Here is a 25,423-nt window from a genome sequence, read left to right as displayed (position 1 = left end):
TAAGGCCATGAGCGCTGGTTTATTCGCTTTTGGCGGTGGTATGCACCATATAGTTCACATCAACGCCCGGACCGAGTTTGAAGGTGTTGGTGATGGGGTTGTAGTGCAGGCCGGTCATATGACGCTCTTTCAGCACGGTCTGGTCAACCCACTCTAACAGTTCAGCGGGCTTAATGAATTTTTTCACATCATGCGTTCCTTTCGGCACCATCCGCAGAATATATTCCGCTCCGACCACCGCCATCAGCCAGGATTTGCCGTTGCGGTTAAGCGTGGAAAAAAAGACTTCGCCGCCCGGTTTAACCAGTCTGGCGCAGGCCCTGACCACCGACTGCGGATCTGGTACGTGCTCCAGCATTTCCATGCAGGTCACAACGTCATACTGATGCGCATGCTTATCCGCATGTTCTTCGACAGTTTCTTGTACGTACTCCACCTGGATGCCGCTCTCCAGCGCATGCAGTTTTGCGACTTGTAACGGTTCAAAGCCCATGTCCAGCCCGGTGACGGTTGCGCCTTCGCGCGCCATGCTTTCCGCCAGAATGCCGCCGCCGCAGCCGACGTCGAGAACCTTTTTACCAAACAGGCCACCTGAGCGCTCAGTAATGTAGCCCAGACGCAGCGGGTTAATACGGTGCAGTGGCTTAAATTCACCCTCAAGATCCCACCAGCGTGACGCGACTGCTTCAAACTTGGCAATTTCTTCATGGTCAACGTTGTGAGTAACCGGGGGTTTTTCGGCATTCATTGGGGCTTCTACTCCTAAATTTGCGATGCAAATGAGTATATCAGCCTGACGGGATGAATAAAGCCTCTGTCAGGGGGAATCCATTTACCTGAATCTTCACGTATGTGTTATAATTTGCGACCTTTGAATCCGGGATACAGTAGAGGGATAGCGGTTAGATGAGCGACCTTGCGAGAGAAATTACACCGGTCAACATTGAGGAAGAGCTGAAGAGCTCCTATCTGGATTATGCGATGTCGGTCATTGTTGGCCGTGCGCTGCCAGACGTCCGAGATGGCCTGAAGCCGGTTCACCGTCGCGTACTTTACGCCATGAACGTATTGGGCAACGACTGGAATAAAGCCTATAAAAAATCTGCCCGTGTCGTTGGTGACGTAATCGGTAAATACCACCCTCATGGTGATACCGCCGTTTACGACACCATTGTTCGTATGGCGCAGCCATTCTCCTTGCGTTACATGCTGGTAGATGGTCAGGGTAACTTTGGTTCTGTCGATGGCGACTCCGCAGCGGCGATGCGTTATACGGAAATCCGTATGTCGAAAATCGCCCATGAGCTGATGGCTGACCTGGAAAAAGAAACGGTTGATTTCGTCGATAACTACGACGGCACCGAACAAATTCCTGACGTCATGCCGACCAAAATTCCTAACCTGCTGGTGAACGGTTCGTCCGGTATCGCGGTAGGTATGGCGACCAATATTCCGCCGCACAACCTGACTGAAGTGATCAACGGTTGTCTGGCATATATTGACGATGAAGACATCAGCATTGAAGGGCTGATGGAACACATTCCGGGTCCGGACTTCCCGACTGCAGCGATCATCAACGGTCGTCGTGGTATCGAAGAAGCCTACCGTACCGGTCGTGGCAAAGTGTACATTCGCGCACGCGCGGAAGTCGAAGCGGATGCCAAAACGGGTCGTGAAACCATCATCGTCCACGAAATTCCGTATCAGGTAAACAAAGCGCGCCTGATTGAGAAAATCGCCGAACTGGTAAAAGACAAACGCGTTGAAGGTATCAGCGCGCTGCGTGACGAGTCTGATAAAGACGGTATGCGCATCGTGATTGAAGTGAAACGCGATGCGGTCGGGGAAGTGGTTCTGAACAACCTTTACTCCCAGACCCAATTGCAGGTTTCCTTCGGTATCAACATGGTTGCATTGCACCATGGCCAGCCGAAGATCATGAACCTGAAAGATATTATTGCCGCGTTCGTACGTCACCGCCGTGAAGTCGTAACTCGTCGTACTATCTTTGAACTGCGTAAAGCCCGCGACCGTGCGCACATCCTTGAAGCGCTGGCAATTGCGCTGGCGAACATCGATCCGATCATCGAACTGATCCGTCGTGCGCCGACCCCGGCAGAAGCGAAAGCCGCGCTGGTTGCGCGTTCGTGGGAACTGGGCAACGTTTCCGCCATGCTGGAACGTGCTGGTGATGACGCCGCGCGCCCTGAATGGCTGGAGCCGGAATTTGGCGTGCGTGACGGTCAGTACTACCTGACTGAACAGCAGGCTCAGGCTATTCTGGATCTGCGTTTGCAGAAACTGACCGGCCTTGAGCACGAAAAACTGCTCGACGAATACAAAGAGCTGCTGGAACAGATCGCTGAACTGCTGCACATTCTGGGCAGCGCAGATCGTCTGATGGAAGTTATCCGTGAAGAGATGGAGCTGATTCGTGAACAGTTCGGCGACGCGCGTCGGACCGAAATTACCGCGAACAGCGCTGACATCAACATCGAAGATCTGATTAACCAGGAAGATGTTGTCGTGACCTTGTCTCATCAGGGCTACGTGAAATATCAGCCGTTAACCGATTACGAAGCGCAGCGTCGTGGCGGTAAAGGCAAATCTGCAGCACGCATTAAAGAAGAAGACTTTATCGACCGCCTGCTGGTGGCCAACACCCATGACACGATCCTCTGCTTCTCCAGCCGTGGTCGTCTGTACTGGATGAAGGTTTATCAACTGCCGGAAGCGAGCCGTGGTGCGCGTGGACGTCCAATCGTTAACCTGCTGCCGCTGGAAGCGAACGAACGTATCACCGCAATTCTGCCGGTACGCGAGTACGAAGAGGGCGTCAACGTCTTCATGGCAACCGCCAGCGGTACCGTGAAGAAAACGGCATTGACCGAATTCAGCCGTCCGCGTTCTGCCGGTATTATCGCCGTCAACCTGAACGAAGGCGACGAACTGATTGGCGTTGATCTGACGTCCGGTAATGACGAAGTTATGCTGTTCTCTGCTGCCGGTAAAGTGGTGCGTTTTAAAGAGAACGCAGTTCGCGCGATGGGTCGTACGGCGACCGGTGTTCGCGGGATCAAACTGGCAGGTGAAGACTCCGTTGTTTCCCTGATCGTTCCACGCGGTGAAGGGGCAATCCTGACCGTCACGCAGAACGGTTACGGTAAGCGTACAGCGGAAAGCGAATACCCAACCAAGTCTCGTGGTACGCAGGGTGTTATCTCCATCAAAGTCACCGAGCGTAATGGCTCCGTTGTTGGCGCAGTACAGGTTGAAGATACCGACCAGATTATGATGATCACCGATGCAGGTACGCTGGTACGTACTCGCGTGTCGGAAATCAGCGTGGTAGGGCGTAATACCCAGGGTGTTATCCTTATCCGTACTGCGGAAGACGAAAACGTTGTGGGTCTGCAACGCGTTGCTGAACCGGTTGATGATGAAGAGCTCGACTCCATCGACGGAAGTGCAGCTGAAGGTGACGAGGATATCGCGCCTGAAGCGGAAAGCGATGATGATGCAGCGGATGACGCTGAAGAGTAATTAAAACGTAATAAGAAGGGCCGGAGAACTCCGGCCCTTTTTTTAATGGCATTGCGACAAAAGACATTTATCGCTACCTTAACCACACTCTATTAATGCCCTGAGGCGGAGCTTCGCCCCTTTGAAATACCTTGCTTCCGTTCATTCAACCCTAAAAGTCTCACGCTACCTGTTCAGAGCGCTGGCGCTCGTTATCTGGTGTCTGATTGCGTTTGCCTCCGTGTTTTACATTGTGAATGCGCTGCACCAGCGAGAGTCTGAAATCCATCAGGAGCTTAATCTCAGCTCCGATCAGGCCCAACGTTACATTCAGCGCACCTCTGATGTGATTAAAGAGCTGAAATATATTGCCGAAAATCGCTTAACAGCGGAAAACGGCGTGATGTCGTTGCGGGCGCGAGATGATAAAACCGTCGTGCCTAATTTTGAGCCGCTGTTTGCCGACTCCGACTGTTCCGTAATGGGTAACGCCTGGCGAGGTTCTCTGGAATCACTGGCATGGTTTATGCGCTACTGGCGCGACAACTTTTCCGCCGCTTATGATTTAAATCGAGTGTTCCTGATCGGCAGCGACAACCTCTGTATGGCCAATTTCGGTTTGCGTGATATGCCCGTCGAACGAGACGAGGCCCTGAAGGCTCTGCATGAGCGCATTATTAAGTATCGCAATGCTACGCAAGAAGATAACGGCAACAACTTGTTCTGGATTAGCCAGGGGCCGCGTCCGGGGGTAGGGTATTTCTATGCACTGACGCCGGTTTACCTCGCCAATCGTCTCCAGGCGCTGTTGGGCGTAGAGCAACCTATTCGCATGGAGAATTTCTTCACGCCGGGCAGTTTACCGATGGGCGTGACCATCCTCGACGAAAATGGCCATGCGCTAATTTCTCTCACCGGCCCTGAAGGGAATATTAAGGCTGAGCCCCACTGGATGCAGGAGCGCTCCTGGTTTGGTTACACGCCGGGTTTCCGCGAGCTGGTATTGAAGAAAAATCTGCCTCCGTCCTCCCTGAGCATCGTGTACTCCGTTCCTGTTGACCTGGTGCTGGAGCGGATCCGCATGATGATCCTGAACGCTATATTGCTGAACGTGCTGGTCGGGGCGGCATTGTTTATGCTCACGCGCATGTATGAACGGCGCATTTTTATTCCAGCGGAAAGTGATGCTCAGCGGCTGGAAGAACATGAGCAGTTTAACCGTAAAATCGTGGCTTCTGCGCCGGTGGGTATTTGTATTCTGCGCACGATGGATGGCATTAATATCCTGAGTAACGAACTGGCGCACACCTATCTGAACATGCTGACGCATGAAGACCGTCAGCGGTTAACGCAAATTATTTGCGGCCAACAGGTCAATTTTGTTGATGTGCTGACCAGCAACAATACCAATCTGCAAATCAGCTTTGTGCACTCGCGCTATCGTAATGAAAACGTGGCAATTTGTGTCCTTGTTGATGTCAGTGCGCGCGTTAAAATGGAAGAGTCGTTGCAGGAGATGGCACAGGCGGCGGAACAGGCTAGCCAGTCAAAATCGATGTTCCTTGCGACGGTGAGCCATGAGCTACGTACCCCGCTGTATGGTATTATCGGTAACCTTGATTTGTTGCAAACCAAAGAGTTACCGAGTGGGGTGGATCGTCTGGTAACGGCGATGAATAACTCTTCCAGCCTGCTGCTGAAAATTATCAGCGATATTCTCGACTTCTCAAAGATTGAATCTGAACAGCTGAAGATTGAACCGCGAGAGTTTTCACCGCGTGAAGTCATGAACCATATTACGGCTAACTATTTGCCGCTGGTGGTCCGCAAGCAGTTGGGGTTGTACTGCTTTATCGATCCGGATGTGCCTGTGGCGCTGAATGGCGATCCGATGCGTTTACAACAGGTGATTTCTAATCTACTGAGTAACGCAATCAAGTTTACCGATACCGGTTGTATTGTGTTGCACGTGCAGTGCAGCGGCGACTACCTGAGCATTCGAGTGCGTGATACGGGTGTAGGGATCCCTGCCAAAGAGGTGGTTCGGTTGTTCGATCCTTTCTTCCAGGTGGGGACTGGCGTACAGCGTAATTTCCAGGGAACGGGACTTGGTTTGGCGATCTGTGAAAAACTGATCAGCATGATGGATGGGGATATTTCCGTCGATTCCGAGCCGGGAATGGGGAGCCAGTTTACGCTGCGTATTCCGCTTTATGGCGCACAGTATCCGCTGAAAAAGGGTGTTGAAGGATTGGCTGGCACGCGTTGCTGGCTGGCAGTACGTAATGCGTCACTGTACCACTTTCTCGAATCCAGCCTGACGCGTAATGGGATGAAGGTGCTGCGATATGAGGGACAACAGCCCGATGCGGATGACCTGTTGGTGGCCGACGATGTGCTGGAACAGGCCTGGCAGGGGCGAGCAGCGGTGATTTTCTGCCGCCGACATATTGGCATTCCGCTGGAAAGAGAGCCTGGAGAATGGGTACACAGCGTGGCGTCACCGCACGAACTGCCTGCGCTGTTGGCACATATCTACAGTGTAGAGTTGGGGAGTGAAGATCTCTCCACGGCGCTGCCAACCCCGGATAAAGCCGGTGCGACGAACGATGACATGATGATCCTGGTTGTTGACGATCATCCTATAAACCGGCGCTTACTGGCCGATCAATTGGGATCGTTGGGATATCAGTGTAAAACCGCGAATGACGGTGTGGATGCGCTCAATGTGCTCAGCAAAAATCATATCGACATTGTGCTGAGTGACGTCAACATGCCAAACATGGATGGTTATCGCCTGACCCAGCGTATCCGCCAGTTAGGGTTAACGCTGCCGGTTGTCGGCGTGACGGCCAACGCGCTGGCCGAAGAGAAGCAGCGTTGCCTGGAATCGGGTATGGATAGCTGTCTGTCTAAGCCAGTGACGTTGGATGTATTGAAGCAAACGCTGACGGTCTATGCGGAAAGGGTGAGGAAGGCGCGGGAATAACAGATGCCGGATGGCGGCGCTTGCCTTATCCGGCCTACGGAACACGCACCACGCAGTGTCATTCGTAGGCCTGATAAACGGCGTGCCATCAGGCACTTTGGTGTTAAAAGAATTACTCTTTGTCTGAGGGACTCAGCGTTACGGAAGAGAGGTAATTCAACAGGGCGATATCGTTTTCCACACCGAGTTTCATCATTGCCGACTTTTTCTGGCTGCTGATGGTTTTAATACTGCGGTTGAGTTTTTTCGCGATTTCAGTAACCAGGAAACCTTCGGCAAACAGACGCAGAACTTCACTCTCTTTCGGTGACAGACGTTTGTCGCCATAGCCGCTGGCGCTGATTTTTTCCAGCAGACGAGACACGCTTTCCGGGGTGAATTTCTTACCTTTCTGTAGTGCGGCAAGCGCTTTCGGCAGATCGGTTGGCGCACCTTGCTTCAGTACAATCCCTTCAATATCGAGATCCAGTACCGCGCTCAGAATAGCCGGATTGTTGTTCATGGTCAGAACGATAATCGACAGGCTCGGGAAATGACGCTTGATATATTTAATTAACGTGATCCCATCACCGTATTTATCTCCCGGCATGGAGAGGTCGGTAATCAACACATGCGCATCCAACTTAGGCAAATTGTTGATCAGTGCAGTGGAGTCTTCAAATTCGCCGACAACATTTACCCACTCGATTTGCTCAAGTGATTTACGAATACCGAACAGTACAATCGGGTGGTCATCGGCAATAATTACGTTCATAGTGTTCATGTATTGGGCTACCTTGCTACAGCAAGCTCTTGACGTAAACGTCAATGTCGCTGATGTATTTTTCTATACCTGGAGCATCTTTCTCTTGAATAAGATGTTCCAGCGCTTCACATAACTGCTTGCCGGGTACCAGATTAAGCATGGCAAACACGCCTTTCAGGCGATGGGCCGTTTGGGCTAACGCAGCGAAATCGCTGATAGCCGCCTCAGTATACAACCTCTTAACATCATCCGGTACTGTGTCTACAAAGAGAGCGTAGTAACCACTGGCATGAAGTTCGGCGTTTTCATCTCCGCCGAGGGGGAGTTCCTGGAACCCTTCTTGCGCCAGTTGCTCTTCAATCAGCTCAAGGACAGCTTCCTGCATAGCATTGCTCATATTAAAGTTAACGCGCAGTTGGCCAGGGCCAATTTTCCGCACGCCAGACTCATCATCGCTTAAAAGTAGGCCTGAAGCAGTAAGATTAGACGGATTATCCGTTAAAAAGAGATCATATTCTTGACTATTCAACCGTTCATCGGGCGTGATGCAGGTTGCCCCCCAGTTTTCCAGCTGACGTAATACAATGCTACGTACGTCATTTGAGGTGACATCAACCATTACGCAGACGTCATCCAACAGGCGCTCTTCACTATCAGCATGTTGATCGTGCAGTGGCATTTTAACATGGACTATATAACGTGTTCCAAGTTCTTCCCGCGCTTTGATATTCAGGTGTCCGCCAAGCTTACGGGCTAACTGATCGCACAACCAGAACGTCAGAGGGTTGGCTTTGCCATACCGATCGCCCTGCGTGTCATTGATGAACGGGAAATGGAGATTATCAACTTCATTCAATGTGACGCCTTGCCCGGTATCCAGAATGCGGAAGGTCAGGCGTTCAGCCTCTGACTCATCCTGGTCGACTTCCAGCGTGATTTTACCAATCTGCGTGGTGGTTACCGCATATTGGATCAATAGCAGCAAAATACGGCGCAAGGCATCGCGATCGCCACGGCGTTCATCATGGGCGCTAAGGTGATTTTTAATCAGTAGCTGCAGCCCCTTACGCTTAATGGCTGGCAGAACCTCCGGAACTACGTCGTCAATTAATGCCTGCACGGAAAACAGTGTGGATTCACCTTTCCAGGCATCGTTCTCCAGCAGGTTGGCTAGCTGGATTTCGTCCACCATTCGCACCAGAACGTCGGCCTGATTTGCCAGTTTCTGGCTGTCCGGTGTATTGAGCGCGGCGGCATTGGCAGCCAACGTTTTCGCGGGGTCTTTCAGCGCGCTGCCAATATTCTGCATAAAGGCCGCGCGGGCCTGCTGATTTTTCTCATACAGCCGCTGCGCTTGTTTCAGCTTCTTATTGACCAGCACTTCGCGGTCCTGGTCACGAATGATAAAGATCTGCGTTCTCGGGGAGATCTGGCTGCGAAACAGTCTTATTTCATACAGTTCATTATTGATGGTGGCCTGAATGATTCCCTGATGCTGCTCTGCCATGTTGGTAATGTTTTGCAGATTTAAATGCGGCAGCAGGTGATCGGCAATTTTGTTGCTGATAACCGTACGATTTGCTTCCTGATCGTGTACCAGTAATCCCAGCGGCAGAAGGGAAACAATCTCTTCATTGATTGCGCGAAGAACGCGCAGTTCATTATTTGCCGCAAGGTTTGGCGCCACTTGGGTGGAACGGACTGGGAGGTGGCGAAAAGTGGTGTAGCCAAACAGCGCCAGGGCCAGCAACGCAATGTTCAGCAAAAGCGGTAGCAGAATGCTTTGCAATGTGTCGAGCAGCAATGAGCCAAACGGAACCTGCCATACCAGCCGCATATCCGTTGAGTTTAGCGCTGAAGAGATCTCAATTTTACTGTTGTTGAAATTAATGCTGACGCTGTCAGGCGACTCTTTTTCATTCAGGTGCTCGGTCGTTGAGGTGGCATCAGGTTCCAGATAGAAACTGTCCAGCGGCATACCGGGCGGGATCAAGTCATTAATCGGCAGGTCAAAGGCGACAACCGTTGCCAGATGTCCTGGCTGATTAAAGGTCGTGCGTAGCGTGAAGTAATGCCCGTTCTGCCAGGCCAGACGGCGTAGTGAAGAGAAGCTTTCACGTTCATCTAGCGCATTAGCCTGTTGCAGCATCTCAGCGCGCCGGGAATCGACAATATTCCCAATCGTCGATTCTTTAAAACCGGAGGTAAGATCTTTCAGCGGTAACGTCGAGATTAGGATCAGGCTGTTGTCCTGACCATTCAGGTAATACATTGACCATGGGACATTCTCTGCGCCCCACAACGTATCCAGATATGTTGAAATGCGCTGGGTCATTTCCAATGTAGAACTGTCATGCGAGCCGAAAATCAGCGCCTCGGTCTTTCTGCGTGGCTTCTCAAGATAATAGACATCTTGTTTCAGACGCGTTTCCTGCAGCCCTTCTGCACCCGGCGAACTGGTTGAGGCGGCAATGTTGTCATAGATTTGCCAGGTCACGTATCGCCAGGTATCGACCCTTTTATGAATGGCATGGGTAATATCGACGATCTGATAGCTCTTATCTTTTAACCAGGTGTTGACGGCGCTCTGGACCATAACACCCATCATCACCAACAGCACAACGATCAGTAATAAGAAGAAACGGGTAATACTTCCTGGCAACAGGGAGAATCGGGTGGAAACCGTTGTGTCAGACTGACTCATTCGTGTTTATGACCTGTTAAACGACGCGAAAGATGAAGGGGCAGTATAAAGGGTAATGTATGAATTACCACACTTACACCGCGCGGCAGAGGTTGCATTTTTTACGCCTCATTTGGTTGCACCCGTGACGGTGCAAAGGTGTACAGTGGATAACGGCGGGTACAAATATTCGTACGGAAAGTATACATTTAGCATTAAATAACAATCAATTATTTGTCAGGCTTATATCTGAGTGCAGTGCTATGAGATAGTTAATAGTCGTTATAGTTTTGCATCGGTAGCACAGAAAGGTAAGTTTTGTGTAAAGAAGGGTAAAAAAAAACCGAACGCTGAGCATTCGGTTGAAATAGGGGTAAACAGACATTCATAAATGAATGACGGTAATAAATAAAGTTAATGATGATAGCGGGTCTATTTTAGTTGCGAGTGAAGATTTTTTTTTGTCATTCAGTGCTATAAGATTTTTTCGTGTAACTTGTTGATTTTAAATGGCATCAATATGATTCTTGATTATTTGTGCTTATTTTGCCTATTTTTTGATTTTAAAAAAGTTCCCTTGTATTAATATTTTGAAACATCTATGCAGATAAATGAAACACCTTAAAAGTTTTAGTATCATATTCGTGTTGGATTATTCTGTGTTTTTGCGGAGAATGAAGTTGCCGACTGGTTAATGACCTTAATCAGTATGCAGTGGCATAAAAAAGCAATAAAGGCATATAACAGAGGGTTAATAACATGAAAGTTAAAGTACTGTCCCTCCTGGTACCAGCACTGCTGGTAGCAGGCGCAGCGAATGCGGCTGAAATTTATAACAAAGACGGCAACAAATTAGACCTGTACGGCAAAGTCGACGGTCTGCACTATTTCTCCGATGACAAAAGCGCTGACGGTGACCAAACCTATATGCGTATCGGCTTCAAAGGCGAAACTCAGGTTAATGACCAACTGACCGGTTACGGCCAGTGGGAATACCAGATTCAGGGTAACTCCGCAGAAAATGAAAACAACGCCTGGACCCGTGTGGCGTTTGCGGGTCTGAAATTCGCAGACGTGGGTTCATTCGACTACGGTCGTAACTACGGCGTAGTTTACGATGTAACGTCCTGGACCGACGTTCTGCCGGAATTCGGCGGCGACACCTACGGTTCTGACAACTTCATGCAGCAGCGTGGTAACGGCTTCGCGACCTACCGTAACACCGACTTCTTCGGTTTGGTTGATGGCCTGAACTTTGCCATTCAGTACCAGGGTAAAAACGGTAGCGTGAGTGGCGAAGACGATACCGGCAGAACTTTCACTGGCGTGACCAACAACGGTCGTGAAGCACTGCGTCAGAATGGCGACGGCGTTGGCGGATCTATCACTTATGATATCGGCGAAGGCTTCTCTCTGGGTACTGCAGTCACCAGTTCCAAACGTACCGACGAACAGAACCGTTTGAACTTCGGTACCGGCGACCGTGCTGAAACCTATACCGGTGGTATTAAATACGACGCGAACAATTTCTACTTTGCAACTCAGTACACTCAGACCTACAACGCAACGCGTGCAGGCTCCCTGGGTTGGGCTAACAAAGCACAGAACTTCGAAGCGGTTGCTCAGTACCAGTTCGACTTCGGTCTGCGTCCGTCCGTGGCTTACCTGCAGTCTAAAGGTAAAGACCTGGGCCGTGGCTATGGCGACGAAGACATCGTGAAATATGTTGATGTTGGCGCGACTTACTACTTCAACAAAAACATGTCCACCTATGTTGATTACAAAATCAACCTGCTGGATGACAATCAGTTCACCCGTGACGCAGGTATCGGTACCGATGATATCGTAGCGCTGGGTCTGGTTTACCAGTTCTAATCTACATTTATTGTTATCAAAGGCCCTGCGGGGCCTTTTTTAATGCTGTTTTTCCGCCGTACAAACAACGATTTTTGGTGTACTCTTGCGCGCGTTCGCATGAGGATAATTACGTATGGAAATGAAATTTTATCGCGCAGCGCTGCTGGCGGTGACGATTTTTTTTGTCGGGTGCGATGAAGCCCCGAAACCTGCTCAGACCACAACGCCAGCCACCGTTCTGGAAGGTAAAACCATGGGCACTTTCTGGCGGGTCAGTGTCGTGGGCGTCGATGCAAAACGCGCCGCAGAACTACAGGTGAAGATCCAGACTCAGCTTGATGCCGATGATCAACTGCTCTCCACCTATAAAAATGACTCTGCATTGATGCGCTTTAACTTATCGAATAGTTTGTCACCATGGCCGGTTAGCGACGCCATGGCGGATATCGTGACCTCGGCGCTACGCATTGGCGCAAAAACCGATGGGGCTATGGATATCACCGTGGGGCCGTTAGTCAATCTGTGGGGCTTTGGCCCAGATCAGCAACCGTTGCATATTCCCACCCAAGAGCAAATTGACGCTGCAAAAGCGAAAACCGGACTTTCACATCTAAAGGTTGTGAATGAAGCGCATCAGAATTACCTGCAAAAAGACTTGCCGGATCTGTATGTGGATCTCTCTACCGTTGGCGAAGGGTACGCCGCCGATCATCTGGCACGATTAATGGAGCAGGAAGGGATCGCCCGTTATCTGGTTTCCGTTGGTGGTGCGCTAAACAGCCGCGGTATGAATGCTGAAGGGCATCCGTGGCGAGTCGCAATTCAGAAACCGACCGATCGTGAAAACGCGGTGCAGGCGATTGTAGACATAAACGGGCATGGCATTAGCACCTCCGGCAGCTACCGTAACTATTATGAGCTGGATGGCAAGCGTCTTTCCCATGTTATCGATCCACAAACCGGTCGTCCGATTGAACACAACCTGGTATCCGTAACGGTGATTGCGCCAACGGCGCTGGAAGCTGACGGCTGGGATACTGGATTGATGGTGCTCGGCCCGGAAAAGGCCAAAGAAGTTGTGCGTCGTGAAGGGCTGGCGGTCTATATGATTATGAAAGAGGGCGAAGGGTTTAACACCTGGATGTCGCCGCAGTTCACAAGCTTTCTGGTCAGCGGAAAAAATTAAAAAGCAAGATTGCGGGTTTTTGTATCCGGCTATGGGGACACACTGACGCTAAGCGCTATGCTTAACAAAGGAGTCCGAAATGAAAAATCGTTTACGCATCACTGACGATGACCGTTGGCAGTCCGTTTTGGCTCGTGACGCCGACGCCGACGGTCATTTTGTTTTTGCCGTCCAGACCACCGGTATTTTCTGCCGTCCGTCCTGTCGGGCAAAACATGCGCTGCGCAAAAATGTCTGCTTTTTCTCTGATGCTCAGCAGGCGCAGGCTGCCGGGTTTCGCCCCTGTAAGCGCTGCCAGCCGGATAAAGACAGCGCGCAACAGCATCGACTGGACAAAATTGCCCGCGCCTGCCAGTTGTTGGAGCAAGAGTCACCTCTTACGCTGGACGAGTTGGCACAACAGGTGGCAATGAGCCCGTATCACTTACATCGCTTGTTCAAAGCTACGACAGGCATGACCCCGAAAGCGTGGCAGCAGTCCTGGCGTGCCCGCCGTCTGCGCGACGCTCTGGCGAAAGGTGTTCCGGTTACGCAGGCGATTCTCAACGCCGGATTCCCCGACAGCAGCAGCTATTACCGCAAAGCGGATCAGACATTAGGCATGACCGCAAAGCAATTTCGTAAAGGTGGCGACAACGTTTTTGTACGCTATACCCTCGCAGATTGCGCTCTGGGTCGTTGTCTGGTGGCAGAAAGCGAGCGGGGTATCTGTGCGATCTTACTTGGTGATGATGACGCCACGTTAGTTGCGGATCTGCATGAGCTGTTTCCCGCCGCGCAGGATGTTCCTGCAGATGCCGATTTTCAGCAGCGCGTGCGCGAAGTGATCGCCGCGATCAACTCGCGTGACGCGTCGCTATCGCTACCCCTGGATATCCGGGGCACCGCATTTCAGCAGCAGGTATGGCAGGCGCTGCGCGCAATTCCGTGCGGCGAAACAATGAGCTACCAACAGCTGGCCAGCGCCATCGGCAAACCGAAGGCGGTACGCGCGGTGGCCAGTGCCTGTGGGGCCAACAAACTGGCGATTGTTATACCGTGTCACCGGGTGATCCGTGGTGATGGCGCACTTTCGGGCTACCGATGGGGTATTGCGCGCAAGGCGCAGTTACTGCAACGGGAAACTACTGGCGAGGAAACATAATGCTCGATCTTTTTGCGGATGCTAAACCCTGGCAGGAGCCGCTGGCTTCAGGTGCGGTTATTCTGCGACGTTTCGCTTTTGACTCTGCACCCACTTTACTGCAGGCGATAGCGGCTGTCGCCAGACAGTCGCCGTTTCGTCAGATGGTAACGCCCGGCGGCTATACGATGTCGGTGGCAATGACCAACTGCGGCCATCTGGGCTGGACGACGGATCAGCATGGCTATCTTTATTCTCCGTTTGATCCACTCACCGGCGTGCACTGGCCGCCGCTGCCGGATGCATTTGCTGACCTGTGTCAACAGGCGGCGACGGCGGCGGGCTATGCTGATTTTCAACCCGATGCCTGCCTGATTAACCGCTACACGCCAGGGGCAAAACTGTCCTTACATCAGGATAAAGACGAGCCCGACCTGCGGGCGCCGATTGTCTCTGTATCGCTGGGGCTACCGGCCATCTTTCAATTTGGCGGATTGCGCCGTAATGACCCTTTAAAGCGTTTGCTGCTGGAGCATGGCGATGTCGTGGTGTGGGGCGGTAATTCGCGGCTGTTTTATCATGGGATCCAGCCGCTTAAAACGGGGTATCATCCGTTGACCGGAGACTGTCGTTACAATCTGACGTTTCGTCAGGCAGGTAAAAAAGAATAAAAATAAGAATTATTATTGCTGTCAGCGAAGAGATGTTTAAACTGCGGGCTGTTATTACTTGCCCGGGTTGTTCGCATGGAACTTTTACTTCTTGTCTGGCGGCAGTATCGCTGGCCATTTATCAGCGTGATGGCGCTCAGCCTCGCCAGCGCCGCGTTGGGGATTGGGCTGATTGCGTTTATCAACCAGCGTTTGATTGAAACGGTCGACACCACTCTGATGGTGCTACCGGAGTTTCTTGGCCTGCTGCTGTTATTGATGGCCGTCACCCTCGGTTCACAACTGGCGCTCACCACGCTGGGACACCACTTTGTCTACCGACTGCGTAGCGAATTTATCAAACGGATTCTGGACACCCACGTCGAGCGTATCGAACAGCTTGGCAGCGCCTCGTTGCTGGCGGGTTTAACCAGCGACATCCGCAACATCACCATCGCCTTTGTCCGCCTGCCTGAGCTGGTACAGGGGATTATCCTGACCGTCGGATCGGCGGCGTATCTGGCGATGCTGTCGACTAAAATGCTGCTGGTGACGGCAATCTGGATGGCAATCACCATCTGGGGCGGATTTGTGCTGGTGGCGCGGGTGTATAAACACATGGCTACCTTGCGCGAAACTGAAGATAAGTTGTACAACGATTATCAAACGGTGCTGGAAGGGCGCAAAGAGCTGACGCTCAACCGTGAGCGTGCCGAGCATATCTTTAATCAGATGTACGTCCCGGATGCCAAAGAGTACCGTCACCATATTATTCGCGCCGATACTTTCCACCTGAGCGCAGTCAACTGGTCGAACATTATGATGCTGGGCGCCATTGGTTTGGTGTTCTGGATGGCTAACAGTCTGGGATGGGCCGATACCGCCGTAGCGGCGACCTATTCGCTGACGCTGTTATTCCTGCGCACGCCGCTGCTCTCTGCCGTTGGCGCGCTACCGACGCTGCTCACCGCGCAGGTGGCCTTCAACAAGCTGAACAGGTTTGCCCTTGCGCCCTTTAAGGCCGAATTCCCGCGTCCAAATGCGTTTCCGAACTGGCAGACGCTGGAGTTACGTAACGTGGTATTCCACTATCAGGATAACGCCTTCTCCGTTGGACCAGTGAATCTGACGATTCATCGCGGTGAACTGATCTTTCTGATTGGCGGTAACGGTAGCGGGAAATCTACGCTGGCGATGTTACTGACCGGTCTATACCAGCCGCAGTCAGGCGAAATATTGCTTGATGGTAAGGCCGTTGCCGTTGAAAAACCGGAAGACTACCGCAAGCTATTCTCCGCCGTGTTTACTGACGTCTGGCTGTTCGACAAACTGCTGGGGCCGGAAGGTAAAGAGGCTAATCCGCAGTTGGTTGCGAAGTGGCTGGAACATCTGAAGATGGGGCACAAGCTGGAGCTGAGCGATGGCCGTATCCTCAATCTGAAACTGTCGAAAGGGCAGAAGAAACGCGTGGCGCTGCTGCTGGCTCTGGCGGAGGAGCGCGACATCATTCTGCTGGACGAATGGGCTGCCGATCAGGATCCCCATTTCCGCCGGGAGTTCTATCAGGTGCTATTGCCTTTGATGCAGGAAATGGGCAAAACCATTTTCGCCATTAGCCACGACGATCACTATTTTATTCACGCCGATCGTCTGCTGGAAATGCGTAACGGACAGTTGAGTGAACTGCTGGGCGATGAACGTGAAGCCGCCTCGCGTGACGCGGTGGCTCGCACAGCCTGATCCCACGTGCCGCCGGTTTTTTAGCCACCCGGCGGCACTGTTTATTGTTATTTACATAAATCGGCATCATGATTAATGATATTTCATATCATGGATTTATGATTAATGTCCGTAATAAACAAAAACAGCGCCAGGCTGCGTGATGAAGAGCGTGCGCGCCTTATCTGGCTGCTGACCACTGATAAAGCCATTATTTCAACACTGTTGGGCAAGCTTACCCTGGCTGAGCAATATGACGTCGGTACGTTAGCCGACGATATTGCTGAGGTAGGGGCGCTGGTCGCCCACCTGCCGCCTCCCGATTTAGCCGATACCCTCGAAGCATTACCTTCAGAAGAGCGTCACGCCCTGTGGCGACTGGTCGAAAATGAAAAGCGCGGTAACGTCCTGCTTGAGGCGTCTGAAAACGTCTGGGACGACCTGATCGATGAGATGAGTGACCGCGAAATACTGGATGCGCTGCAATATCTCGATATCGATGAACAGATTTATCTGGTGCAGCATCTCCCGCGTAACCTCACTGGACGGTTGCTGGCGACGTTACCAGCCGAAGAGCGGGCGCGTGTCCGCCAGGTAATGCATTACGAGAAGAATCGCGTCGGCGCGATTATGGAGTTCGAAGTCATCACCGTGCGTCCGGACGTGACGCTGGAAGTGGTGCAACGCTACCTGCGACGGTTGGGCAAAATGCCGGAGAACACCGATAAACTCTTCGTGACCGATCGCAATAAAGTGCTGGTTGGCGAATTGACGCTAACCTGTATTCTGCTCAATGATGTGCAACGCAAAGTCAGCGAGGTGATGGAAGATGACCCGCTCACCTTTTCTCCGGACGATATCGCTGAAAACGCTGCACGTACCTTCGAACGTGACGACCTGGTCAGTGCTGCAGTCGTTGACCCTTCAGGCAAGCTGATGGGCCGCTTAACTATCGATGAGATCGTCGATGTGGTTTATGAAGAAACTGATACCGATTTACGTCGAATGGGGGGCTTAAGCGCCGGAGAGGATGTGTTTGCGCCCGTTACCAAAGCGGTAAAAACCCGTTGGGCGTGGCTGGCCGTTAACCTCTGTACCGCCTTTATCGCCTCGCGGGTGATCGACGGTTTTGAACATACGATTTCGCAACTGGTGGCGCTGGCCTCGCTGATGCCAATTGTGGCGGGAATTGGCGGCAATACCGGGAATCAAACCATCACCATGATCGTTCGCGCGCTGGCGCTACAAAATATTCAGCCGGGGAACCTGACGTTTTTGATCCTGCGCGAAATGGGCGTGGCAGTGATTAATGGCCTCGTATGGGGCGGAATTATGGGCGGTATTACCTGGTGGCTGTACGATGACATGGCGCTCGGCGGAGTAATGACCCTGGCGATGATGCTTAATTTGTTGATGGCAGCATTAATGGGGGTCATCATTCCGATGACGATGGTGAAGCTCGGGCGCGACCCGGCGGTCGGCTCGAGCGTCATGATTACGGCTATTACCGATACCGGCGGTTTCTTTATTTTTCTCGGTCTGGCAACGCTGTTTCTGATGTAGCTGCGCGTTTGTTTCTGACGATACGCGGCAGAATGAGCATCGCCATTACCCCGGCAACCACGCCAATCGCCAGGTTGCCGGTGGACACCGTGGCAGCGACGGTCACCAGCATCACCAGCGTTTCAGTGACGGGGAGTTTCCTCAGCGTGGTGGGCTGAATGCTGTGCCAACTGAAGGTTTTTACCGCCACAATCGCCATAATTCCCGCCAGCACCGACATGGGTATTTCTGCCATCACTTCGCTTAATCCAGTGACTAACAGTAGTAATACCAGTCCGGCGGCAACCGTCGAGACGCGGCTGCGTCCTTTGCCCATCTCGACGTTAACGATGGTTTGACCAATCATCGCGCACCCGGCGATGCCGCCATAAAATCCGGCCAGAATATTGGCTATCCCCAGCCCAGCACTCTCGCGATTCTTATTCGACGGCGTCACCGTCAGGTCATCCACCAGACGGGCAGTTAACAGCGACTCCATCAAACCAACAAAAGCGATGCTCAGCGCGCAGGGCCAGATAATCGCCAGCGTTTGCAGGTTGAGCGGAACCAACAACTGGGTGAAACCCGGCAGGCCGCCGCTCATCGAACCTTCGTCACCGACGGTCGGTAACAGTTGCCCGCTGGTGACAGTGAATAAGGTCAGTAGCACGATGGCGATAAGCGGTGCGGGGATGGCTTTAATAAACCGCGGAACCCACAGCACAATCAGCAGCGTCAGGACAAACAGCCCCCAGATGAGCGGGCTTTTCCCCCAGAAATGAGGGACCTGGGCAAAGAAAATCAAAATACCTAGTGCGTTGACAAATCCGGTCATCACGGCCGTAGGGATGAATCGCATCAGACGTGCCATTCCCAATACACCAAACGGGATCTGAATCATCCCGGCCAGCACCACTGCAGGCAGGATGTATTGCACGCCGTGTTGATGCACCATCGGACCAATCACCAGCGCAACCGATCCTGCAGCGGCGGTAACCATTGCGGGACGACCACCTAAAAAGGACATCGCCAGGCACAGTACGACGGAGGCGATCAGACTGACTTTAGGATCAACGCCTGCGATAACGGAAAACGAGATCACTTCCGGGATCAGCGCCAGGGCGGTTACCACACCGGCCAGTGTTTCGCGAACCAGCAGACGGGGTTGGCGGAGCACGGCACGGGTCGCGTTTTCCGCGACTGCGACAGAGGAATGTTGAGTTGCAGACATAGTTACACTCAGGTCAAAAATGGCCTGATACAGCAGACCGACAGGCATCCGTGCGGTGAATAGCAAAGCGCAGCATAGTACCCGTCTGACGGACTGGTTTCCAGAAATGATTGTCAATAACCATATAAACTATCAACGTATTAATAACATTTTTAAAAATTAAATATAATTTATAAACAATATTTAATTATTTTTACTTAAGTGTTACCGTTGATGCCGCTCGATTTTCACCTGCATTAAAAGCAAAAAAGCGATACTAAAAGTAAGGCATTAACATTATGAAAAAAGTGACTGCCATGCTCTTCACCATGGCTGTAGGGCTGAATGTTGTCTCGATGGCGGCAAAAGCGAAAGCGGCGGAAGAGCAGGAAACGGATGTACTGTTGATTGGCGGCGGCATCATGAGCGCCACGCTGGGAACCTATTTACAGGAGCTGGAGCCGCAATGGTCAATGACCATGGTTGAGCGACTGGATGGTGTAGCGCAGGAAAGCTCAAATGGCTGGAATAACGCCGGAACGGGACACTCCGCACTGATGGAGCTGAACTACACGCCTAAAAAGGCAGACGGTAGCATCAGCATTGAAAAGGCAGTCGACATTAACGAAGCCTTCCAGATTTCCCGCCAGTTTTGGGCATATCAGGTTAATAATGGCGTGATGCATGAACCACGCTCGTTTATCACTACCGTTCCGCACATGAGTTTTGTCTGGGGTGACGAGAACGTCAACTTCCTGCGTGCCCGTTACGCCGCATTGCAACAGAGCACGTTATTCCGCGGTATGCGTTATTCTGAAGATCACGCGCAGATTAAAGAGTGGGCGCCGCTGGTCATGGAAGGTCGTGATCCAAAACAGAAAGTCGCAGCAACGCGTACCGAGATTGGTACTGACGTGAACTACGGCGAAATCACGCGCCAGTTGATTACCTCATTGCAGAAAAAGCCCAACTTTGCGCTGCAGTTGAGCACCGAAGTGCGCGGTTTTAAGCGTAATGCCGACAATAGCTGGACGGTCACGGTCGCCGATCTGAAAAATAACGAAGCGGAACATGATATCAAGGCGAAGTTTGTCTTTATCGGTGCCGGTGGTGCTGCGCTGAAGCTGTTGCAGGAAACCGACATTCCGGAAGCGAAAGGCTATGCCGGATTCCCGGTGGGCGGGCAGTTCCTGGTTGCGGACAATCCGGACGTAGTCAACCGCCACCTGGCGAAAGTGTACGGTCAGGCCTCCGTTGGCGCGCCGCCGATGTCCGTACCGCACATCGACACGCGTATCCTTGATGGCAAGCGCGTTGTGCTGTTTGGGCCATTCGCGACATTCTCCACCAAGTTCCTGAAAAACGGTTCATTGTGGGATCTGCTCAGCTCGACCACCACGTCGAACTTTATGCCGATGGTCAACGTGGGTCTGGATAACTTCGATCTGGTGAAATATCTGGTGAGCCAGGTGATGCTCAGCGACGACGACCGTTTTGCTGCGCTGCAAGAGTACTATCCGCAGGCGAAAAAAGAAGACTGGCGTTTATGGCAGGCGGGCCAGCGTGTGCAGATCATCAAAAGCGATGCGGAGAAGGGCGGCGTGTTGCGTCTGGGTACTGAAGTCGTCAGCGATAAAGAAGGCACGATTGCTGCGCTGCTGGGAGCTTCTCCGGGCGCATCAACCGCGGCACCGATCATGCTGCATCTGATGGAAAAAGTGTTTAAAGATAAAGTGGCCAGCCCCGAGTGGCAGGCGAAGCTGAAAACCATCATTCCGTCTTATGGTACTAAGCTGAACGGTAACGTTGAGGCTACGGAACAAGAGTTGCAGTACACCAGTGAGGTTCTGGGTCTGAAATATGACAAGCCGCAGGTTGCTGATGAAGCACCGAAACCACAGCTGAAACCTCAGGCACAACCGCAGCCTGAACAGAAAGCCGTCGCGGATATCGCACTGTAAATACAATGCCGGATGGCGCTGCGCTTATCCGGCCTGTTTTATGCGTCTGTAGGCCGGATAAGGCGGTACGCCGCCATCCGGCACATCCTGACTTAGCGCGCGACTGCGTCCTGAATTTTATCTTCTGCTTTCCAGATACGGTATTTAACGTCCACGTTTTCCGGGGTGTAGACCACAATCGGCAGCTTGCTGTTGTAACGGAGCATGCCGTCATCACCCAGATACGCAGTAATGAATTTCTTCTCTTTCTTACCGTCCGGGCAGGCCATCATGGTTGAAACCGGAGATGTGACTTTGTCGAAGACGTAGTAGTCATATCCCCAACCTTCCAGCGTTTTGCTGTCCAGTTCGCCACCCAGGCGGTGTTGGTTGCAGTCAACTTCCAGCGTTTGTCCGATCAGCAGTTCTACTTTCAGAGTAGATTCATCTTTCTCAGGGGTAAGCTGGATAACCTGGCGCTTCATACCCTTTTCCGCCTTAGGATAAGGGGCGACTTTTTCCAGCGGTTGAGCGCCGGCTTCGTTACTGGCAGCCCATGCAGAGGTGCTGGCAAAGGCGGCGAAAAGTACGGCAGGGACAATTGTCTTCATCTTATTGTTCACAGTGTTTCCTTTCTTCTGTCTTTTGAACGAGTCTGGGGCAGGTTAACATATTCGCATCATCAATTAATCTGTATTTACTTATATTTTAAGTGTATCTAGCAATGGTTTACGTTCAATGTAGTGATATATTCTAAGAATTATCTTAAATGTAAGATTATTCTCTTAATATTGATACGCTATATACATGGCTATATAACTCATTGAAATGTGAGCAAAAGCGCATTTTTTCCCGCCAACTCAACACTCCTTTGATCCGGCAACAGCATTTACCCCAATTGGGGTATGCACCTCTAACACATCCTGAAATATCTTACGGCTAAAAATAACTACTCATAAATAGTGCAGTTTTTTATGTCGTTCAACCCGCCGAGGGAGGGCGTCATTATGGAAGGACAATGTCATGGTTGATTTATCCCTTCGAGGCATGTTGACAGGCAGTTGGCGAAACGCCAGCTCAGGGATCCGTCCGCCGTGGAGCAAGGAAGACTCTCACTTTCTGGCCCATTGCCTCCGTTGTGACGCCTGCATCCAGGCGTGCGAAACCGACATCCTGCAGCGAGGCCAGGGTGGTTACCCGAGCGTAAATTTCAAACACGGCGAGTGCAGCTTTTGCTATGCCTGCGCAGAAGCCTGTCCCGAATCACTTTTTCTTCCGCGCCACACCAGGGCATGGGATCTGAACTTTACGATTGGGGAAAACTGTCTCGCACATCAGTCCGTTGAATGTCACCGCTGTCAGGATAGCTGCGAGCCCATGGCAATAACCTTTCGCCCCACGCTGTCCGGCATTTATCAGCCGCAGCTCGACAATCAGGACTGTAACGGATGTGGCGCCTGTGTCGCTATCTGCCCGGTATCAGCCATTAACGCGGAGTACAACCATGGACAATAACTGGCAGGTCTGCAGCCTGGTCGTTCAGGCCAAAAGCCAGCATATCAACGATATCGCCACGCAGTTGCGTTCCTTTCCCGGTTGCGAAGTTGCCCTCAGCGATGTGGAAAGTGGTCAGTTGATTGTGGTGGTGGAAGCTGAGCAAAGTGAAACGCTAATGAAAACAATTGAGTCAGTGCGCAACGTTGCGGGCGTGCTGGCGGTGTCGCTGGTTTATCACCAGCAGGATGAGCAAGGTGAGGAAACACCATGAAACTCAGTCGTCGTAGCTTTATGAAAGCTAACGCCGTTGCGGCCGCTGCGGCGGCTGCCGGGTTAAGCGTGCCGGGCGTTGCCCGCGCGGTAGTCGGTCAGCAAGAAGCCATCAAATGGGACAAAGCCCCGTGCCGTTTTTGCGGGACGGGCTGCGGCGTATTGGTCGGAACGCAGCAAGGGCGTGTTGTGGCATGCCAGGGCGATCCGGATGCGCCGGTTAACCGTGGGCTTAACTGCATCAAAGGTTACTTCCTGCCGAAAATCATGTACGGACAAGACCGTTTAACGCAGCCGATGCTGCGCATGAAAGACGGCAAATATCACAAAGAAGGCGAGTTCACCCCGATTAGCTGGGACCAGGCTTTTGACGTGATGGAAGAGAAATTCAAAACGTCGATGAAAGAGAAAGGCCCGGAATCTATCGGCATGTTCGGCTCTGGCCAGTGGACGATTTGGGAAGGTTATGCTGCTGCCAAATTGTTTAAAGCGGGTTTCCGTTCCAATAACATCGACCCGAACGCACGTCACTGCATGGCCTCAGCGGTAGTCGGCTTTATGCGTACCTTCGGTATGGATGAACCGATGGGCTGCTATGACGATATCGAACATGCAGACGCCTTCGTCCTGTGGGGTGCGAATATGGCAGAGATGCACCCGATCCTGTGGTCGCGCATCACCAACCGTCGTCTGTCCGATCCTAACGTCAACGTCGCGGTTCTCTCCACTTTCCAGCACCGCAGCTTTGAGCTGGCGGATAACGGTATGGTCTTCACGCCGCAAACCGATCTGGTGATCCTCAACTACATCGCGAACTACATCATTCAAAACAATGCGATTAACCAGGATTTCTTTAGCAAGCACGTCAACCTGCGTAAAGGCGTGACGGACATCGGCTACGGTCTGCGTCCGACCCATCCGCTGGAAAAAGCGGCGAAAAACCCGGGATCCGATGCCTCTGAACCGATGAGCTTTGAGGATTACAAAGCCTTCGTTGCTGAGTACACGCTGGATAAAACCGCCGAAATGACCGGCGTACCAAAAGATCAGTTGGAACAGCTGGCACAGCTGTATGCCGATCCGAAGAAAAAAGTCATCTCCTACTGGACGATGGGCTTTAACCAGCACACCCGCGGCGTATGGGCTAACAACCTGGTCTATAACCTGCACTTGCTGACTGGCAAAATCTCCCAGCCAGGCTGTGGCCCGTTCTCTCTGACCGGCCAGCCTTCCGCCTGCGGCACCGCGCGTGAAGTCGGTACATTCTCCCATCGTCTGCCTGCGGACATGGTGGTGACAAACGAAAAACACCGCGATATCTGCGAGAAGCACTGGAATATTCCGTCAGGGACCATTCCGGCAAAAATCGGTCTGCACGCCGTGGCGCAAGACCGCGCGCTGAAAGATGGCAAGCTCAATGTCTACTGGGCGATGTGTACCAACAACATGCAGGCTGGTCCGAACATCAATGAGGAGCGTATGCCGGGCTGGCGCGATCCGCGCAACTTCATCATTGTCTCCGATCCGTACCCGACGGTCAGCGCCTTGTCTGCTGACCTGATCCTGCCGACTGCGATGTGGGTAGAGAAAGAAGGTGCCTACGGTAACGCTGAACGCCGTACACAGTTCTGGCGTCAGCAGATTAAAGCACCGGGCGAATCGAAGTCGGATCTGTGGCAACTGGTGCAGTTCTCTCGTCGCTTCAAAACAGAAGAAGTGTGGCCCGAAGAGCTGCTGGCACAAAAGCCGGAGCTGCGTGGCAAAACGCTGTATGACGTGCTGTTTGCCACGCCAGCAGTGACAAAATTCCCGGTGACTGAACTGGCTGAAGATCAACTGAATGATGAATCCCGCGAGCTGGGCTTCTATCTGCAAAAAGGGTTGTTCGAAGAGTACGCCTGGTTTGGTCGCGGCCACGGGCATGACCTTGCGCCATTTGACGATTACCACAAAGCCCGCGGTTTACGCTGGCCGGTCGTTGAAGGCAAAGAGACCCAGTGGCGCTACAGCGAAGGCAACGACCCTTACGTGAAAGCAGGTGAAAGCTACAAGTTCTACGGTAAACCGGACGGTAAAGCGGTTATCTTCGCGCTGCCGTTTGAGCCTGCTGCTGAAGCGCCGGATAAAGAATATGACCTGTGGCTATCCACCGGACGTGTTCTGGAACACTGGCATACCGGCAGTATGACGCGTCGTGTGCCTGAACTGCACCGCGCTTTCCCGGAAGCTGTGCTGTTCATCCACCCGCTGGATGCAAAAGCACGCGATCTGCGTCGTGGCGATAAGGTCAAAGTGATTTCCCGTCGTGGCGAAGTGATTTCGATTGTTGAAACACGCGGTCGTAACCGTCCGCCGCAGGGGCTGGTGTACATGCCGTTCTTCGACGCCGCACAGCTGGTGAACAACCTGACACTGGATGCGACGGATCCGCTCTCAAAAGAGACGGATTTCAAGAAGTGCGCCGTGAAACTGGCGAAGGTGTAACGCGTT

17 protein-coding genes are annotated in these 25,423 nt (G+C 52.2%); 12 read left to right on the top strand and 5 right to left on the bottom strand.

The features are described from left to right. Positions 1-19 precede the first annotated feature (19 nt). Entirely contained in the window at positions 20-748 is a 729-nt protein-coding gene (ubiG, locus tag WC1_RS08590) for a bifunctional 2-polyprenyl-6-hydroxyphenol methylase/3-demethylubiquinol 3-O-methyltransferase UbiG (protein ID WP_003027601.1), read from the bottom strand. 158 nt (positions 749-906) lie between these two features. On the opposite strand from ubiG, the gene gyrA reads away from it, so the two are divergent. Beyond that, positions 907-3,543, top strand: coding sequence for a DNA topoisomerase (ATP-hydrolyzing) subunit A (gene gyrA / locus WC1_RS08595; protein ID WP_003027598.1), 2,637 nt, complete (start codon positions 907-909; stop codon positions 3,541-3,543). A gap of 121 nt (positions 3,544-3,664) precedes the next feature. Continuing rightward, positions 3,665-6,511: a two-component system sensor histidine kinase RcsC gene (rcsC, locus tag WC1_RS08600; RefSeq protein ID WP_016150685.1), complete on the top strand. Its 2,847-nt coding sequence runs from the start codon at positions 3,665-3,667 to the stop codon at positions 6,509-6,511. Between the two features lie 112 nt (positions 6,512-6,623). Here the strand turns inward: rcsC and rcsB are convergent, their stop codons facing one another. After that, a complete protein-coding gene (gene rcsB / locus WC1_RS08605) occupies positions 6,624-7,274 on the bottom strand; it encodes a response regulator transcription factor RcsB (protein ID WP_003027592.1) in 651 nt (216 codons plus the stop codon). A gap of 16 nt (positions 7,275-7,290) precedes the next feature. Next, a complete protein-coding gene (rcsD, locus tag WC1_RS08610; RefSeq protein ID WP_003845134.1) occupies positions 7,291-9,960 on the bottom strand; it encodes a phosphotransferase RcsD in 2,670 nt (889 codons plus the stop codon). A 738-nt stretch (positions 9,961-10,698) separates the two neighbouring features. Between rcsD and WC1_RS08615 the strand changes: the two genes are divergently transcribed. From WC1_RS08615 to mgtE, 6 genes are all read left to right on the top strand, one after another. Next, positions 10,699-11,814: a porin OmpC gene (locus WC1_RS08615; protein ID WP_003027588.1), complete on the top strand. Its 1,116-nt coding sequence runs from the start codon at positions 10,699-10,701 to the stop codon at positions 11,812-11,814. A 115-nt stretch (positions 11,815-11,929) separates the two neighbouring features. Beyond that, positions 11,930-12,982: an FAD:protein FMN transferase ApbE gene (gene apbE / locus WC1_RS08620; protein WP_016150684.1), complete on the top strand. Its 1,053-nt coding sequence runs from the start codon at positions 11,930-11,932 to the stop codon at positions 12,980-12,982. 79 nt (positions 12,983-13,061) lie between these two features. After that, complete coding sequence (gene ada, locus WC1_RS08625) at positions 13,062-14,126, top strand: bifunctional DNA-binding transcriptional regulator/O6-methylguanine-DNA methyltransferase Ada (RefSeq protein ID WP_016150683.1); 1,065 nt, start codon at positions 13,062-13,064, stop codon at positions 14,124-14,126. Next, positions 14,126-14,776: a DNA oxidative demethylase AlkB gene (gene alkB / locus WC1_RS08630; RefSeq protein ID WP_003027582.1), complete on the top strand. Its 651-nt coding sequence runs from the start codon at positions 14,126-14,128 to the stop codon at positions 14,774-14,776. Before ada ends, alkB begins: the two co-directional genes overlap by 1 nt. Before the next feature lie 75 nt (positions 14,777-14,851). Then, positions 14,852-16,495 carry a multidrug ABC transporter permease/ATP-binding protein gene (locus WC1_RS08635; RefSeq protein WP_003027580.1) on the top strand — a complete coding sequence of 548 codons (1,644 nt, stop codon included), beginning with the start codon at positions 14,852-14,854 and terminating at the stop codon, positions 16,493-16,495. A gap of 105 nt (positions 16,496-16,600) precedes the next feature. Beyond that, complete coding sequence (mgtE, locus tag WC1_RS08640) at positions 16,601-18,037, top strand: magnesium transporter (RefSeq protein ID WP_016150682.1); 1,437 nt, start codon at positions 16,601-16,603, stop codon at positions 18,035-18,037. Here mgtE and WC1_RS08645 read toward each other — a convergent pair. Further along, positions 18,000-19,247 (bottom strand): SulP family inorganic anion transporter, encoded by a 1,248-nt coding sequence (locus WC1_RS08645; protein ID WP_032948118.1) that lies wholly within the window; start codon positions 19,245-19,247, stop codon positions 18,000-18,002. The genes mgtE and WC1_RS08645 overlap by 38 nt on opposite strands. Before the next feature lie 278 nt (positions 19,248-19,525). Here WC1_RS08645 and mqo point away from each other — a divergent pair, with 278 nt between their 5' ends. After that, positions 19,526-21,187 (top strand): malate dehydrogenase (quinone), encoded by a 1,662-nt coding sequence (gene mqo, locus WC1_RS08650; protein ID WP_016150680.1) that lies wholly within the window; start codon positions 19,526-19,528, stop codon positions 21,185-21,187. Between the two features lie 92 nt (positions 21,188-21,279). Here mqo and eco read toward each other — a convergent pair whose 3' ends face one another. Continuing rightward, complete coding sequence (gene eco, locus WC1_RS08655; RefSeq protein ID WP_003027568.1) at positions 21,280-21,777, bottom strand: serine protease inhibitor ecotin; 498 nt, start codon at positions 21,775-21,777, stop codon at positions 21,280-21,282. Between the two features lie 412 nt (positions 21,778-22,189). Here eco and napF point away from each other — a divergent pair, with 412 nt between their 5' ends. The 3 genes from napF to napA are packed head-to-tail and all read left to right on the top strand — an operon-like array spanning position 22,190 to position 25,417. Next, positions 22,190-22,681: a ferredoxin-type protein NapF gene (napF, locus tag WC1_RS08660; protein ID WP_016150679.1), complete on the top strand. Its 492-nt coding sequence runs from the start codon at positions 22,190-22,192 to the stop codon at positions 22,679-22,681. After that, entirely contained in the window at positions 22,671-22,934 is a 264-nt protein-coding gene (gene napD / locus WC1_RS08665; protein ID WP_003027560.1) for a chaperone NapD, read from the top strand. The genes napF and napD overlap by 11 nt, the downstream gene beginning before the upstream one ends. After that, positions 22,931-25,417 carry a nitrate reductase catalytic subunit NapA gene (napA, locus tag WC1_RS08670; protein ID WP_016150678.1) on the top strand — a complete coding sequence of 829 codons (2,487 nt, stop codon included), beginning with the start codon at positions 22,931-22,933 and terminating at the stop codon, positions 25,415-25,417. Before napD ends, napA begins: the two co-directional genes overlap by 4 nt. The last annotated feature ends 6 nt before the right edge of the window (positions 25,418-25,423 follow it).

Origin of the sequence: Citrobacter sp. KTE30 (genome assembly GCF_000398825.1) — a bacterium.
Lineage (GTDB): Bacteria > Pseudomonadota > Gammaproteobacteria > Enterobacterales > Enterobacteriaceae > Citrobacter > Citrobacter freundii.
Note: the sequence above shows the minus strand (reverse complement) of the source record. Positions and strands in the feature narration are given on the sequence as shown.